Consider the following 15,149-nt stretch of genomic DNA (forward strand, 5'->3'; position numbering starts at 1 on the left):
GATTTGTGAAGCATGAGCAAATTGTATCGAGAAGCTTAAAAATAATAATCACTCATAATTGTTCTCGATACACTTCTCCTAACGTCGAAGCACTCGAACTGACGTAAAGTGATTACTCAAAACTTAATATCAATATTACACATTATAATTCCGCATCGTCACTTCGAGTGATTTGTGAAGCATGAACAAATTGTATCGAGAAGCTTAAAAATAATAATCACTCATAATTGTTCTCGATACACTCCTCCTAGCGTCGAAGCACTCGAACTGACGTAAAGTGATTACTCAAAACTTAATATCAATATTTCACCTCTTATTTCCGCATCGTCACTTCGAGTGATTTGTGAAGCATGAACAAATTATATCGAGAAGCTTAAAAATAACAATCACTCATAATTGTTCTCGAAACTCTTCTCCTAGCGTCGAAGCACTCGAACTGACGTAAAGTGATTACTCAAAACTTAATATCAATATTACACGTCTTACTTCCGCTTCGTCACTTCGAGTGATTTGTGAAGCATGAACAAATTGTATCGAGAAGCCTTTAAAACAAGAAAATAAATCTCATTCTAACACCTAATTTCCTTTAGTAGTTTAAAAATTAAAAACACTATTAATACAAGAAATAATATCTCTAATTAGTGAGATTCCTGCCTACGCAGGAATTAAAGATTATCCAACTGGTTATCAGTCCCTTTTTCGCTAATAGTCCAAAAGAAACCTACAAAGAAAAATTGATCTGCTGCTGGTTGTAAAGCACGACGTGCAAAATTATTATTTACATCTGGTGTATTGCTATATTGGTAACCATTAATGTTTTTAAATCCTAACACGTTGTTTACTGAAGCGTACAGTATTTTTTGCTGACTAATTAAATAGGCCCAATTTAAACTCAGTGAATTAAAGCTTTTAGTTTTAGCGTTTAAAAAACCAGTTTTGTTCGGATTTGTGTACGTACGTCCTGAAGCAAAACCATAACTCATTCCCACTTGACTTCTCCATTTGTCTATCCAATATTTACCTACTATATTTAGATTATGTGCATTAGAAAAAGGAGGTTGTGCCGCATTGGGATAGTTTTTAAAATCGCGCTCAGTATCTAAAAACGAATAACTCACCCAGTAATCTACATTTTTTATGCTTTTGCTATCTCTCCAAAACACATCTAATCCTGTTGCATAACCAGATCCAGAGTTATTAAATGTGCTATCAAACTGAGGGAATTCGTTATTATATTTTACAAGATTATTGTAATCTTTATAATAAGTTTCTGCTCTAAATATTTTTCCATCGTCGTTATATTGATAATTTAATATGTAATGCTTAGCGTGTTGTGGATTTACATTTTGAGTAAATTTTAAAATATTACTGTTTGGCTGTTGGTAAAAATCGCCATACGCTAAAGACATCTGGCTTTTACTACCTGTTTTATACGCTAAAGATACTCTTGGAGATACAAAGCTCTCTTTAAACAAGGCACTATGCGATGCTCGTAAACCGACTTTTAAGGCTAGCTTTTTGGAGAAAAACACATCAGTTTCGGTAAAAACAGCTGCTAAGTTGTTTTTAAAACCATACTCTAATTGTGGTGTAAACTCGTCTTGATACTGCTCTTTAAAATCGGTTATAAAATACTCTGCTCCAAACTGTAATCGAATTTTGCTATTAAAACGTTTTTTTAATTTTACTTTCGCGTGTATTGAGTTTTCAGTATCGTTAATATCTCGTGTTTCTACTCCTATTTTATTATCGCTTAGCGTATAACTTAATCCACCAGAAAGCGTCCAAGAATCGTTTAGCATACCAAAGTAAGAGCCATTAAAATAGCCGTTTTTGTTTTTAAGTTTAAATTGTAAACCGTCTGTAAGATTAATATCGTCTTGAGTAAGCTCAAAATTTGTAGTATCGAATGCACTATACAGTTTTATAAGTCCGTTTGGTGTTTTATGTCTAAATACCGTTTCGCCAGACAAAGTTTCAAAAGGTTTTTTCCAATCGTTTCTATCAGGAAACAAGGCGACGTAAGGTGCCAAATTAATATACGATGCATTGACACTAAGCGAGTTATTTCCCCAAATTTGTGTGTTGCCTAAAGTAGCACCAACACTCATAATCCCAATTTCGGTTTTCTCTTGGTCTGGCTCATCTACTGTATTTAAAAGCAATACACTAGAGAGTGCTTGGCCATACTCGGCAGAGTAACCTCCTGTAGAAAAGGTAATCCCATCGAATAAGAAAGGCGAATAACGACCTCGTGTTGGTGCATTATTGGTTGTTGGTGTGTAAGGCGAAAACACACGAATACCATCTATAAATATTTGTGTTTCTTCGGCTTCGCCTCCTCGCACAAACAGTCGTCCATCTTCAGATACTGTAGAGGTTCCAGGTAAGGTTTGCAATGCACCAACAAAATCGCCTAAGGCACTTGCTGTTGTAACCACATCTAATGGCTTTAAAACCGAAATTTTACTATTGTCTCCAGCTTCAAAAGTACCTGCGGAAATAACTACAGCATCTAGTGTGTTAACGTCTTCTTGCAATTGAATGCTTAAGTTATTTAATGTAGTGACATCGCTGGCTAGCATTTGCGTCTCGAAAGAAATAAACGAAATGACTAGAGTTTGTGTTCCTGTAGCTTCTGTTGTAAAGGAAAATATTCCATTGGCATTTGTGGTATTACCATCGTAAGTGCCTTCTAAATACACATTTGCACCTTCTATTGGAAGATTGTTACTGTCTAACACGTTACCATTTATTGTGGTTTGTGCTATAACTTGAAAAGTGATTAAAAAGAAAAGTGCATACATGAGTTTCATAACTATCGGTTTTTGTTTGATAGTCCAAAGATGCTCTAACAGCATTGTTTTTTAAATTGATACTGTCTGAACTGTTATTTTTTTATGATGAAATGTTTTAGATACATTTACTGTTTATTTACTTTTATTGCACTAAGAAAAGCAACATAAAACAGCAATAGATTTTAGTTACACCGAAGGGTTAAGTGGCTTATAATCAAATTTCTAAATCCCATTTTAAAACAGAAATTTCAACACTATATTTAAGCAAAATCATTGTTAGAAAGCGCGTTAAGGATTGAGCAATTGTTGAAGCTCCTCGCAGAGAGCGACTTGCGAAAGCCTGACGTTTTACACCTTGTGTTTGCGCCTAAAAAGCGCAAACACAAGGTGTAAAAGGGAACGCCAAAAAAATAATTTGAAATAGGTGTAACACTTAAGGTTTTTAAACTACTAACTTTATAACCTAACCAAATACATTTGAATAAAGAACTAGAACATAATTTTGTGGAGTTGTTGGAGAAACACCAAAACATAGTGCATAAGGTATGTAGATTATATACCAATACTTATGATGCGCATAATGATTTGTTTCAGGAAATAACGATACAATTATGGAGAGCTTACCCAAAATTTCGTGGTGACTCAAAGTTTAGTACTTGGATGTATCGAGTAGGATTAAACACAGCTATTACACTCTATAGAAAATCGAAAAGACGTGTTAAAACACAAGAATTTGATACTGTACAATTTAAAATTAGTGCAGAGGATTATGACGATACAGAGGAACAGCAGCTTAAATTATTATATAAAGCTGTACACCAATTAAACGATATTGAAAAAGCGTTGGTGTTTTTGTATTTAGAGGACAAAAACTATAGAGAAATTAGTGAAACCTTGGGTATTAGTGAGGTGAATGCTAGAGTGAAAATGAATAGAGTGAAAACAAAATTAAGAACCATTTTAAATCCGTAACCGTATGGATGAATTAGATTTATTAAAAAAAGATTGGCAGAAGGATAACAAAGAGTATCCTAAATTGAGCTATAACGAGATTTATAAGATGATTTTAAAAAAATCGTCTTCGATTGTGAAATGGATTTTTATTATTAGCTTGTTAGAGTTTGCATTTTGGCTTATTATTTCCTTTAGTTTTAAGTTTACAGGCATGAACGAGAAAATGGCAACTTTAGAGTCTAGTACCATTTTTATTGTACTTTCTGTACTATCGTATGCTATTTTAGCGTACTTTTTTTATAGGTTTTATGTTAATTACAGAACCATAAACACTACAGACAATGTGAATACGCTAATGGAAAATATTTTAAAAACCAGACGTACTGTTAAGCAATATGTTGGCTTTAATTTAGCAACTATTGTAGTGAGTGTTTTGGTGTTGTTGCCTTATTTTATGAGTCACGATCCTAAAACTACTACGATTATTGAAAAAGCGACTGCTAATGGTGAGTTGTTTAAGTTTTATGCAGGAATGATTATAGCCACTGTTATAATGCTTGCAATTGCTGTTGGTGTGTTGTTATTATTCTACTGGTTAATTTATGGTATATTATTAAAGCGCTTAAACCGCAACTATAAAGAGTTGAGCAAGTTAGAGGTTTAGTTTTTACCCTTAACTGTTCTCGATACAGTTCTCCTAGCGTCGAAGCACTCGAACTGACGTGGTGTGGTTTCTCAAAACTCAATACAACTTTATACTTCCGCAACGTCACTTCGAGTGATTTGTGAGGCATGAGAAAATTGTATTGAGAAGCTGTATTACAATAGTATAATAGCGTTTTTTACTCTTAACTGTTCTCGATACAATGCTCCTAAGGTCGCATCACTCGAACTGACGTGGTGTGATTACTCAAAACTTATTATTAATATCTCACGTCTTATTTCCGTAATGTCACTTCGAGTGATTTGTGAGGACACGAACAAATTGTATTGAGAAGTCTAAATAATAAAATAGTGTTTTTTACTCTTAAAAAGGTTCTCGATACAATGCTACTAAGGTCGCATCACTCGAACTGACGTGGTGTGATTACTCAAAACTGTTTATTGATAAATGTTTATTGATAACTGATCACTGATAACTGATCACTGATTACTGATTACTGATAACTGATAACTGATTACTGAATACTGAACACTGAATACTGAACACAAAACCTAACTCTCCAACCACTCGCGTTGTTTATTAAGTGCTTCCTGTTCGGCAAGATCTTCTTGAGAAATCACTTTTAAAAATGAAGGATGCTGCTCTATTGCATATTCAATTTTTTCTACAATATCTGCAATGCTCTCATTATCGTAATCAATCTCTAAAGGCTGTTTAATCTCAAAAGATTGGTAAACGTTTTTCTTTTTAACACGTAAACCTTTTTTATCAAAACTACGTCTAAAACCATCGATAACAATAGGTACTACTACTGGTTTGTAGCGTTTTATAATATGTGCTGTTCCTTTTCTAATAGGCTTAAATGGTGTAGTTGTGCCTTGCGGAAATGTAATCACCCAACCATCGTCCAAGGCTTTACTTATTGCCGAAATATCACTCATTTTAACTTGTCTGTTCACATCCTTACCTTCGCTTCTCCACGTACGCTCAATACTAATAGAACCAACATAAGCCATAATTTTAGGTAACAATCCAGAGCGCATAGTTTCCTTGGCAGCAACGTAATACATATTTAATTTTGGATTCCATAAATACCCAACATTTTTAATAGAGTCTTCTCTACCACTTAACGAGGCATTAAATACATGGAACATGGCAACCACATCTGCAAAATAAGTTTGGTGGTTAGAGATAAATAAAACATTAGTGTCTGGCAAGCTTTTAATAATTTCCGAACCCTCAATTTGTAGTTCGTTAAACCCTCTAAAGCGTCTGTGAGACAGTACACCTAAGATTCTGATGAGCCATTTTTTAACCCATAATATATGTCCGAAAGGATTTTTTTTAAATAATCCCATAATTAGTTTTTATAGTGTTTAGGAGTAACAAAGGTAAGTAATTACTACTGTTTTAAAACGGAGTTTAACAAGTCTTTTACTTCACTAAGCATCATTGCTGTTGCTCCCCAAACTAAATGTCCATTTAATTGTATTGCTGGCACATCTACAGTTACATTATAGCTAGTTGATACTGTTTTAGTTACTACAAACTCATCGTTTAGCAAATGCTCTAACTTTACTTCTACCAAAGCTTCTACTTCGGTTTCTTGTCGGATAAATTTTGGTGTGGTTTTAGTGACTCCAATAAAGGGTTGCACATAATAATTACTTGGCGGAATATAAATTTGCGTTAATTCTTTAAGTACTTTAACCGTTTTACCATCTACACCAACCTCTTCATTAGTTTCTCTAATGGCTGTGTCTTTAAGGGTTTTATCTTCTGGTTCTACTTTACCACCAGGAAATCCTATTTGTGCAGAATGGACACCTTTATAGGTTTTTCTTAAAATTAAAATAAGCTTGGTAACGTTTTCAGCATCAGGATAAAACAAAGCCAATACAGCAGATTGCTTAGCGTTTTTAATAATCGCTTTATTTTTGTTTTGTAATTCTTTCCTGTAAGGAGGAGACATTTTAAACTGAGAGTCTTCGCCTGGAAGCGGCATTTTTTCTATTTTTGAAACAGATTCTAAAAAAATATCGAAATTCATATATGTTGCGCTACTTACTCTTTATTGCTTTTATTTTTCTTCTGAATTGTGAAGATAAACAAACCAAACAAAAAACAAATACGAATCCTAAAATTGAAACTATAGACACGCTTAAAACTGTCGAAAAAGATTCTGTTGTAACAGACTCAACAGCCTTTGTACAACTTACTAGCGAAACTGCAATGGATTTCTTTTTAGAATACGAAAAAGAGAACAAAGAAACCAGAGCACGAATAGTTACTGCTTATGGAGATATTGAAATTAAACTGTTTAACAACACAAAATTCCACAGAGCAAATTTTGTGTTTTTAACCAAAGAAGGCGCTTTTGATGGCACACAATTTCATAGAGTGGTAAAAAACTTTATTATTCAAGGCGGAAACACAGACGATATAGAAATTGCTAGACGACGTATAAAAATTGGTCGTTACCTCTTGCCTCCAGACACCAAACGTGGCTACAAGCATCATAGAGGTGTAATTTCTATGCCAAGTAGCGACATTGATAATCCACATCAACTGGCTTCGCCTTACGAGTTTTTTATAGTACAAAAAGACGCTTACCATTTGGATGGTGACTATACCATTTTTGGTCGTGTGACCAAAGGGATGGATGTTGTAGATGAAATTAATGCACAAGAAACCGATGGTGCACAATGGCCTTTACATAATGTGTATATTAAAAAGGTGGAGATTATTGAGTAGGCTTTGTCTAGGCTATTGGGTTTGTATTTAAACCTAGAAATATACGTAGTTCTACGTATTTCATGAGTAAAAAAAACTCTATATCTTTACACAAAACTAATAATATTAAATATCAATTGAAATGAAACAAAAATTTAAAAATCTAATAAAAATTGGAATACTAGTATTTGGTATCTCTATATTCACAACTAATTGCTCTAAAGAAGATGTAGATAAAATTGAATTGACCGAGATAGAACAATTACAAAATAATTTTACACTAGAAAATTTTGACGATATTTTCATTAAAAATAACCTAATAATTGATTGGGACAATTTTAATTCAAAATTCAATTCTAAAAATGAATTAATCACTTATGAATTTAATTCACATTTTAAAGTCCGTAATACTATTGAAAAGTATAGTAAATATAATATCTTGGCTTCAAAAAACGACCTTAATGAATGGTCTTTTGAAATTATCAAGTTTTCGACAAATAAAGATAAAATTAATAATAATAATTTAAGTTATTACTCTACTAATGAATTTACAGGGACTATATATCATTATAACTTAAATGGAGAAAACACTTTAATAAAAGTTTACAGTAAAGGTAAAATTATTGAAGAAATTTCAATTAATAGTTTTGATAATATCACTAATTTATCTAAAGCTCCAGCTATTGGAGGAACCCATTGCAATGGTTGTTGGATGTTGGTTCCTGTAAAACATCAAATTGATTGGTATAGTAATTCAGGTGGAGGCTCTACTCTATATTATTCTCATACAACTGAAGCAGGAACAACGTTAGAATGGGTTTATATACCTCCAAACGATGAATATCAAGGTATGCCTTTTGATGCTGAAGATAATACTTACCATAATCATTTTGATAGTCCTCATGGTGGTGCTAATACTGATAATCATGATGATGAAGAAGTTGTTGATGGATGGATAGAAGATGTGACACAACAAAGAAATTTATTATGTGGTAGCTATGCTTTTACAAGTGTAGGTAATGCTACAGTAGCTAATATTTCGGGTTTAGGAATGAGCATACGTAAAGGATATCTTGGAATAGATGCCGAATTTTCATCTCCTTTATGTATAACAATTACAAACACAATACCAGCACATGCTTCTGCATTATTTAATAGTGCTTGGAATGAAGCTATGTCACAAACTTATACATATTTAAATGCCACATATACAATTACTGCTCCAACACCTGAGCAACTAAAAACACATCTATTAGGTTTTTTAAATGCTAATTTACAGGTTTTAGGTGCTGGTTCAATAGCTTCAAGTAATTCTTGTTCAGGCTCTATCCCAACAACACAAGCATCTTATTGTCCATAAATATAATGAATTACGACTATCAAAAACACGAAATAATTACTAATTATGACCTAAAGCAAGATTATCCAAATTTGCATTTTTATTTAAACTTATATTATCCTGTTGGAATAAAATCATCTGACGATAAATACAAATCATATATAGGTCAAAAAAATTTGAGTAGAAATATAAAAGATAAAATAGAAAATAATGAACACTTAAAATTATATTGGACAAACGGGTTTTTGAAAAAAATATCACAAGAAATAAATTATCAAACTCTAGATGCTACTTATGGTCTAGTACCAAATTATGGAGGTAGGATTATTTTAAATCAATCTGATAATTTAAGATTTAGCACTGAATTACAATTCTTTGTTAGTCTTATAAATAATTTTTATTCTATTCAAATTATTTATTCGGATAAATACACATCCTATGAACATGATTTTTCAATAAACACTACTGGTTATGGTATTAATACGATAATTGTTTCTCCAATTAAAAAAAAGTATGGAGAACTATTTTTAAAAATAGAAAATTTGATTAAAGAAGAATTTTTAGATGCAAGTTTCATACCATTCAGATTTAATTTAACAAAATTAAAAGATTTTGAAGTTCCATATGAGTTTTCAAAAGATTTTCAAACATCGATTAGTAAGGCATTTTTTCATAAAGGTAAGCTACTACATGAGAACACCGAGATAATAGGAGATATAGATTATAAAATTGATAAATTATAAATATTAGTAACAAAAAACTTAATACATAATAGCAGAAAAGAAACAAACTTAAAGTTTACTTCTTTTCTGCTATTTTTATAAAAAACAAAAAAAGTTAGTGCATAAAATCTGCTACGTTTCTTATACGAATACGTTAAACAAACCTCTCAAAAACCTCTAATCCTTTTTATACAAAGTAGGCAAACGCAACTTAAACTTCACAGCTAAAATACGAGTAACAATAACCACTAAACCAGCAATTATAAACACAAAATTCCCTTCTAATGGTAAGCGTTTTATAATAAAGTATGCGATTCCGCCTAAAATACAGGCTGTGGCATAAATTTCTTTTCTAAAAATTACAGGAATTTCATTACATAAAATATCGCGTATCACACCTCCAAAACACGCAGACATAGTACCTAAAGCAATACAAATAATAGGATGTAGTCCTGCAGAAATCCCTTTCTCCACACCTACTACTGTGTATAATCCTATTCCAATTGTATCAAACAAAAACAGTGATTTACGCAAGTAATCTATTTTCGATTTAAACAAAACTGCTAAAATAGTTGAGGCCAACACCACGTAAACAAAGGTCATGTCTTTCATCCAACTTACAGGTGTTTCGCCAATTAGCACATCTCTTAATGTACCTCCTCCAACTGCTGTTACAAAAGCAATAATTAATATTCCAAAGGGATCCATTCGTTTACTTAAAGCCACTAATACTCCAGAAATGGAAAAGGCTATGGTTCCTAAAATATCTATGATGTAAAACATGTACTATTTTTCTATTTTTTATAGGTTTCGACTGCGCTTAACCTAGTTTTTGTTGTTTTATAAAAACGTTTCACTCTTTTTAAAAAACTAAACGTTTTGTGCTTTGCTTAAAGCAGTTTATGAAATCCCAAAAAAAAAATTTGAGATAAGCGATTCACACACTTTTTGCTTTGGCAAAATGTGGTTCTCTGAGATACTTCGTCTGCGCTCAGCATAAGCGATTCACTCACATTTTGCTTTGGCAAAATGTGGTTCTCCAAGATACTTCGACTGCGCTCAGCATAAGCGATTCACACACATTTTGCTTTGGCAAAATGTGGTTCTCTGCTTACATACTCTGAGTATAAAAATTATAATCTTTTAACACAGTATCTATAAACTCCATATCGTTATTATGCTTACTCTTTATATCTGTAACTTCTAAAATCTTACTTCGCAACTTTATTAACGTCGTGTAATCTTTTGCACTACGTGCATTGTTAAAAGTTTCTTTAATTATACGTGCATCATTATCTGATAATTTTATCACATTTGGATACATTGGTTTATAGTCTTCTTTTAAATTTTCTAAAATAGTATGACTAATATTTACTTTATCTTTTAAAGAAATCACTGCAGTTCCTGCAGCCATATCACCTAAACGTTGCGATTTTTTACTAAATGCAATCACAAAAAAGGCGAGTCCGAATATATAAATATCTACAATCCTAAAAAACCAACGTACTACATAATCCGAAAATGACGATTGGTAACCATCTAGCTTCACCACACGTATTTTCATTATTTTTTTACCTAATGTTTGTCCATCTAAAAGCGACTCTAAAGCTAAAGTGTAAAACATAACTGGTAAGCCTAAAATGGTATTAATTGCAATTTGCGACCATTGGTCCATATCACTAAGATCCTCAAAAGCACCAAAAATTTGATTCGCTAAAATCATATAACCAATCTTTATAGCTGTATCTATAATAAATGCCAATAGTCTTTCGCCAACTCCAGAAGCCTCGAATTTTATTTTTACATTTTGAGTAGTGTTAATTTGTAACTCTGACATTTTCTCTTTTTATTTAGTGTTTGAATAGAACCATAAAATATTTAATTTGCTTCTTTTCAAAATTCTGTTGTCAAATATATGAGAGAAGTTGCATTTATCAAGCAAAATAAGGAAAAATGGTTGAGTTTTGAAAACGCCATTTTTAATAATGACTTTAGCGATCCAGACGAACTGGCTTCGCAATACATTCATCTTATTAACGATTTGGCTTATGCACAGACGTATTACCCAAAAAGTAAGGTGATTTTATACCTTAACCAATTAGCAGCAAAAGGCTATCAAAAAATTTATAAAACCAAACGAGAAGACACTAACAGGCTCTATAGTTTTTGGAAAACCGAAGTCCCTCTACTCTGTTACCAATACCGAAAATTTATATACGTCGCGTTTGTAATTTTTGCGCTGTTTACGTCTATTGGAGTTATTTCTGCTGCAAACGATGGCGAATTTGTGCGCTCTGTTATGGGAAACGATTATGTAAACATGACTTTAGAGAATATTGAAGCAGGAGATCCTGTTGCAGTTTATAAAAGCGGAAGTAATTGGGGAAGTTTTATTGGTATTACAGTTAATAACCTTCGTGTTGGTGTTATAGCCTTTGTTCTTGGTGTTTTTGGTGGCATTGGTACTATTTACGTCATGTTTAAAAACTGCATCATGCTAGGCTCTTTTCAATACTTTTTTTACGAAAAAGACGTATTTTGGGAAAGTGTTCGTGGCATCTGGATTCATGGTTCTATGGAAATTTTTGCCATTGTAATCGAGGCTGCTGCTGGTTTAATACTTGGAGCAAGTATTTTGTTTCCAGGCACACACTCTCGCTACACCTCATTTAAAAATGGTGCAAAAACAGGAATTAAAATATTAATTAGTACGTTTCCGTTTACGTTTTTCGCTGGCTTTTTAGAAGGTTTTGTAACACGCTATTCTAACAGTATGCCAAATTGGTTATCGGTTGGCATTATACTTATTACTTTGAGCGTTATTAGTTATTACTACTTAATTTACCCTTTTAAGGTCCAAAAAGAAATCACCCAAAACCCACTACCTATAAAGTAATACATGAATCTACCTCGTCTATTTATTAACCTTTTTCTCTTGTTTTTTGTGGTGTGTACTTTTGCGCAATCGCCTGAACAAGAGCTTCAGTTTGACGAAGATTTTAAATCCAGATACGATAATGATAAATACAATTACGAAGGCAAAAAGGTAGTTGGAGAAACGCCAATTGGTGAAGGTGAGATTGAAGATTATAAAGATGGCAAGCCAAAAGTAAAAGAGCAAAGCGATAGAAATAACGATTCGGTTACCATTAATTTTGGTCCGTTTACGTGGCTCTTTTATTTGCTCCTTATTGCAGCAGTTATTTACTTAGGCTATATTTTATTAAATGATGGTAGTTCTGGTTTATTTACTTCCAGAGGGAATAAAAAGATTGAAAATTTTGAAGGTATTACTGCCGAAAATATTGAACATGCTGATATTAAATCTCTTATTGCTTCAGCTGAAAACAATAACGATTACAGACTAGCAACACGCTATTATTACCTTTTAGTATTAAAATCGTTAAGCGTAAAAAACCATATAAAATTTGAAGACGATAAGACGAATGCAGACTATTTATTAGAATTAACCGAGAAACCCTTCAGCAAAAAATTCGAATATATTTCCTACCTCTACAATTATATTTGGTATGGAGAATTCCCTTTGGACAGTTCGCAATACGACAATGCGAAATCTCAATTTGTAGCACTTTTAAATCAAATTAAATAGATGAAAAAAGCGTTACCAATACTCCTCGTCCTTATTGCTATTATTGCAATTATTGCCTTTAGCACCAAAACAAACAGAGATAGAACTGTAGATTGGGAAGAATCTTTTAACGAAAAAAGCACCAAGCCTTATGGCTTAAGCATTTTTTATAACGAGCTACCTAAGCTATTTAAAGACCAAAAATTAAGGACTGTTTACCACACACCTTCTAGCTACTTTATTGCACATTCTGAAGAGGGTTATGCAGACCACGTGGCAAAAGGCACATTTATGATTATTGGCAATTCCGATTATATGTACGATGCCTCAATAGACGAAATATTGAAGTTCGTAGAAAACGGAAACACCTTTTTTATATCGGATTATTATTTCCCTGAAGCCTTAGTAGATACCTTAACTATTAATACAGAATATATTGAAAATGGCGTCGATAGCCTATCGCATTTAGCATTTAACTATTCGCGATTAAAAGATAAAAACATCACTATAGATAAAAGTGAAGGCGATAATTATTTTATAGATTTAGAAGATTCTGCAGCTACTATTTTAGGCTATGCGCAAAATAACGAAGACTATCCTAATTTTATAGAAATCCCATTTGGTAAAGGCTATATTTATATGCACACAGAGCCAAAAGCCTTTACAAATTATCATCTTTTAAAAGAAGACCGTTATACATATACCGAAGGTGTACTCTCCTATTTACCTAAGGAAGATATTTATTTTGATTCCTATTCAAAAATATATTCGTCGTACAGTGGAGATGTGGAGCAAAAATCTAATCTCAGTTGGTTTTTACAGCAAAGAGCTTTTAAATGGGCTTGGTACACTGCATTATTACTCACATTTATTTTTATGATTTTTAATGCCAAACGAAGACAACGCATAATAAAAGTGATAAAACCATTACAAAACACAACCGTTGCTTTTGTAAAAACAATATCAAATTTATACTTTGAAACACAAGACCATAAAAACCTTATTGACAAAAAAATTGTTTACTTTTTAGAAAAAATACGAACCGATTTTAATATGGATACGTCAGTTTTAGACGAACAGTTTATAAAACGACTCGTCTCAAAATCTGGTAAAAAAGAAGACGTTGTAAAACCATTAATAAACCATATTAATTGGTTACGCACTAAAAATGAATTTTTTGAAGACAATTTAATTAAATTAAACCGCTACATCGAAGCCTTTTACTCAAAATAATTATGGAAGAATCTCAAGAACCACAAAATCATACAAACTATTTGCCAGACTCAGAAACTACAAATAGTGAAAACACAACTACAGGAAACACGAATAATTTACAGTTTGAAAACCGTTTAGATTTATCGGAGTTACAACGTAGTGTACAACAAATTAAGCAAGAAGTTGGTAAAGTTATTGTTGGCCAAAAAGACATGGTAGATATGCTTATTGCTTCGCTATTAGCAAAAGGTCACTCGCTAATAGAAGGTGTGCCTGGCGTTGCAAAAACCATTACTGCTAAACTACTTGCAAAGTCATTGAGTGTTCATTTTAGCCGTATTCAATTTACACCAGATTTAATGCCAAGTGATATTTTAGGAACTTCGGTTTTTAATTTAAAAAACTCTGAATTCGACTTTAAAAAAGGACCTATTTTCTCTAATATGATTCTTATTGATGAAATTAACAGAGCACCTGCAAAAACGCAAGCCGCATTGTTTGAGGTTATGGAAGAGCAACAAATAACTATAGATGGTACAAAATACCCTTTAGAGTCTCCATTTATGGTATTAGCCACACAAAATCCAGTAGAACAAGAAGGAACGTATAGATTACCAGAAGCGCAATTAGACCGTTTTTTGTTTAAAATTGATGTGGATTACCCAAATGTAACCGAAGAAATTGAAATTTTAACCAGAGAACACGCTTTAAAAGACAACGTAAAAACAGACGCTATAACTGCCTTTTTAACAGCCAAACAAATTGCAGACTACCAACTTTTAGTAAGTCAGATTATTGTTGAAGAGCACTTACTTAAATACATAGCAGAATTAATTGTAGCGACCAGAAACAATCAGTTTTTATATTTAGGTGCTTCACCAAGAGCCTCGATTGCCATCCTTAAAGCCAGTAAAGCATTTGCAGCCATGACTGGTCGTGATTTTGTAACACCAGAAGATATTAAACGTGCTGCAATTCCTGTATTACATCACAGAGTTATAGTCACTCCAGAACGCGAAATGGAAGGCATTACCAGTAAAGATATTATTAAACAAATTATTGAAACTGTAGAAATTCCGAGATAAACAAACAGTATATTAACACATAACCGTTAGTTCGAGTGTTTTGTGAAGCA

The 15,149-nt window shown here is 32.6% G+C and carries 14 protein-coding genes; 9 read left to right on the top strand and 5 right to left on the bottom strand.

Annotation, left to right across the window (positions count from 1 at the left end; translation table 11 throughout):
- Positions 1-665 precede the first annotated feature (665 nt).
- Complete coding sequence (locus tag ACVC5O_RS01060) at positions 666-2,816, bottom strand: TonB-dependent receptor (protein ID WP_452219607.1); 2,151 nt, start codon at positions 2,814-2,816, stop codon at positions 666-668.
- 459 nt (positions 2,817-3,275) lie between these two features.
- Between ACVC5O_RS01060 and ACVC5O_RS01065 the strand changes: the two genes are divergently transcribed.
- A complete protein-coding gene (locus tag ACVC5O_RS01065; RefSeq protein WP_452219608.1) occupies positions 3,276-3,770 on the top strand; it encodes an RNA polymerase sigma factor in 495 nt (164 codons plus the stop codon).
- A gap of 4 nt (positions 3,771-3,774) precedes the next feature.
- Entirely contained in the window at positions 3,775-4,416 is a 642-nt protein-coding gene (locus tag ACVC5O_RS01070) for a hypothetical protein (protein ID WP_452219609.1), read from the top strand.
- A 551-nt stretch (positions 4,417-4,967) separates the two neighbouring features.
- Here ACVC5O_RS01070 and ACVC5O_RS01075 read toward each other — a convergent pair.
- Together ACVC5O_RS01075 and ACVC5O_RS01080 are read right to left on the bottom strand one after the other, a co-directional pair.
- Complete coding sequence (locus tag ACVC5O_RS01075) at positions 4,968-5,774, bottom strand: lysophospholipid acyltransferase family protein (protein ID WP_452219610.1); 807 nt, start codon at positions 5,772-5,774, stop codon at positions 4,968-4,970.
- A 44-nt stretch (positions 5,775-5,818) separates the two neighbouring features.
- The gene (locus tag ACVC5O_RS01080; protein WP_452219611.1) at positions 5,819-6,466 is read right to left on the bottom strand and encodes an NUDIX hydrolase; all 648 of its coding nucleotides are present in this window, start codon (positions 6,464-6,466) and stop codon (positions 5,819-5,821) included.
- A gap of 2 nt (positions 6,467-6,468) precedes the next feature.
- Between ACVC5O_RS01080 and ACVC5O_RS01085 the strand changes: the two genes are divergently transcribed.
- The 3 genes from ACVC5O_RS01085 (at position 6,469) to ACVC5O_RS01095 (ending at position 9,231) form a co-directional block, all read left to right on the top strand.
- On the top strand, positions 6,469-7,170 hold the full coding sequence (locus ACVC5O_RS01085) for a peptidylprolyl isomerase (RefSeq protein ID WP_452219612.1): 702 nt from the start codon (positions 6,469-6,471) through the stop codon (positions 7,168-7,170).
- A 121-nt stretch (positions 7,171-7,291) separates the two neighbouring features.
- Complete coding sequence (locus ACVC5O_RS01090) at positions 7,292-8,509, top strand: hypothetical protein (RefSeq protein WP_452219613.1); 1,218 nt, start codon at positions 7,292-7,294, stop codon at positions 8,507-8,509.
- 5 nt (positions 8,510-8,514) lie between these two features.
- On the top strand, positions 8,515-9,231 hold the full coding sequence (locus ACVC5O_RS01095) for a hypothetical protein (RefSeq protein ID WP_452219614.1): 717 nt from the start codon (positions 8,515-8,517) through the stop codon (positions 9,229-9,231).
- A 156-nt stretch (positions 9,232-9,387) separates the two neighbouring features.
- Here the strand turns inward: ACVC5O_RS01095 and ACVC5O_RS01100 are convergent, their stop codons facing one another.
- Complete coding sequence (locus ACVC5O_RS01100) at positions 9,388-9,993, bottom strand: trimeric intracellular cation channel family protein (protein ID WP_452219615.1); 606 nt, start codon at positions 9,991-9,993, stop codon at positions 9,388-9,390.
- A gap of 328 nt (positions 9,994-10,321) precedes the next feature.
- The gene (locus ACVC5O_RS01105) at positions 10,322-11,047 is read right to left on the bottom strand and encodes an RDD family protein (protein WP_452219616.1); all 726 of its coding nucleotides are present in this window, start codon (positions 11,045-11,047) and stop codon (positions 10,322-10,324) included.
- A 78-nt stretch (positions 11,048-11,125) separates the two neighbouring features.
- Between ACVC5O_RS01105 and ACVC5O_RS01110 the strand changes: the two genes are divergently transcribed.
- The 4 genes from ACVC5O_RS01110 to ACVC5O_RS01125 are packed head-to-tail and all read left to right on the top strand — an operon-like array spanning position 11,126 to position 15,099.
- Entirely contained in the window at positions 11,126-12,106 is a 981-nt protein-coding gene (locus ACVC5O_RS01110) for a stage II sporulation protein M (protein WP_452219617.1), read from the top strand.
- A 3-nt stretch (positions 12,107-12,109) separates the two neighbouring features.
- A complete protein-coding gene (locus ACVC5O_RS01115) occupies positions 12,110-12,820 on the top strand; it encodes a hypothetical protein (protein ID WP_452219618.1) in 711 nt (236 codons plus the stop codon).
- Positions 12,821-14,032: a DUF4350 domain-containing protein gene (locus ACVC5O_RS01120; protein WP_452219619.1), complete on the top strand. Its 1,212-nt coding sequence runs from the start codon at positions 12,821-12,823 to the stop codon at positions 14,030-14,032.
- A gap of 2 nt (positions 14,033-14,034) precedes the next feature.
- Complete coding sequence (locus ACVC5O_RS01125; protein WP_452219620.1) at positions 14,035-15,099, top strand: AAA family ATPase; 1,065 nt, start codon at positions 14,035-14,037, stop codon at positions 15,097-15,099.
- The last annotated feature ends 50 nt before the right edge of the window (positions 15,100-15,149 follow it).

It is taken from the genome of Lacinutrix salivirga, assembly GCF_053604675.1.

Bases quoted from the DNA above. Each gene is read 5' to 3' on its own strand.
- ACVC5O_RS01060 (WP_452219607.1), bottom strand. From the start codon at position 2,816: ATGAAACTCATGTATGCACTTTTCTTTTTAATCACTTTTCAAGTTATA.
- ACVC5O_RS01070 (WP_452219609.1), top strand. From the start codon at position 3,775: ATGGATGAATTAGATTTATTAAAAAAAGATTGGCAGAAGGATAACAAA.
- ACVC5O_RS01075 (WP_452219610.1), bottom strand. From the start codon at position 5,774: ATGGGATTATTTAAAAAAAATCCTTTCGGACATATATTATGGGTTAAA.
- ACVC5O_RS01080 (WP_452219611.1), bottom strand. From the start codon at position 6,466: ATGAATTTCGATATTTTTTTAGAATCTGTTTCAAAAATAGAAAAAATG.
- ACVC5O_RS01085 (WP_452219612.1), top strand. From the start codon at position 6,469: ATGTTGCGCTACTTACTCTTTATTGCTTTTATTTTTCTTCTGAATTGT.
- ACVC5O_RS01090 (WP_452219613.1), top strand. From the start codon at position 7,292: ATGAAACAAAAATTTAAAAATCTAATAAAAATTGGAATACTAGTATTT.
- ACVC5O_RS01095 (WP_452219614.1), top strand. From the start codon at position 8,515: ATGAATTACGACTATCAAAAACACGAAATAATTACTAATTATGACCTA.
- ACVC5O_RS01100 (WP_452219615.1), bottom strand. From the start codon at position 9,993: ATGTTTTACATCATAGATATTTTAGGAACCATAGCCTTTTCCATTTCT.
- ACVC5O_RS01105 (WP_452219616.1), bottom strand. From the start codon at position 11,047: ATGTCAGAGTTACAAATTAACACTACTCAAAATGTAAAAATAAAATTC.
- ACVC5O_RS01110 (WP_452219617.1), top strand. From the start codon at position 11,126: ATGAGAGAAGTTGCATTTATCAAGCAAAATAAGGAAAAATGGTTGAGT.
- ACVC5O_RS01115 (WP_452219618.1), top strand. From the start codon at position 12,110: ATGAATCTACCTCGTCTATTTATTAACCTTTTTCTCTTGTTTTTTGTG.
- ACVC5O_RS01120 (WP_452219619.1), top strand. From the start codon at position 12,821: ATGAAAAAAGCGTTACCAATACTCCTCGTCCTTATTGCTATTATTGCA.
- ACVC5O_RS01125 (WP_452219620.1), top strand. From the start codon at position 14,035: ATGGAAGAATCTCAAGAACCACAAAATCATACAAACTATTTGCCAGAC.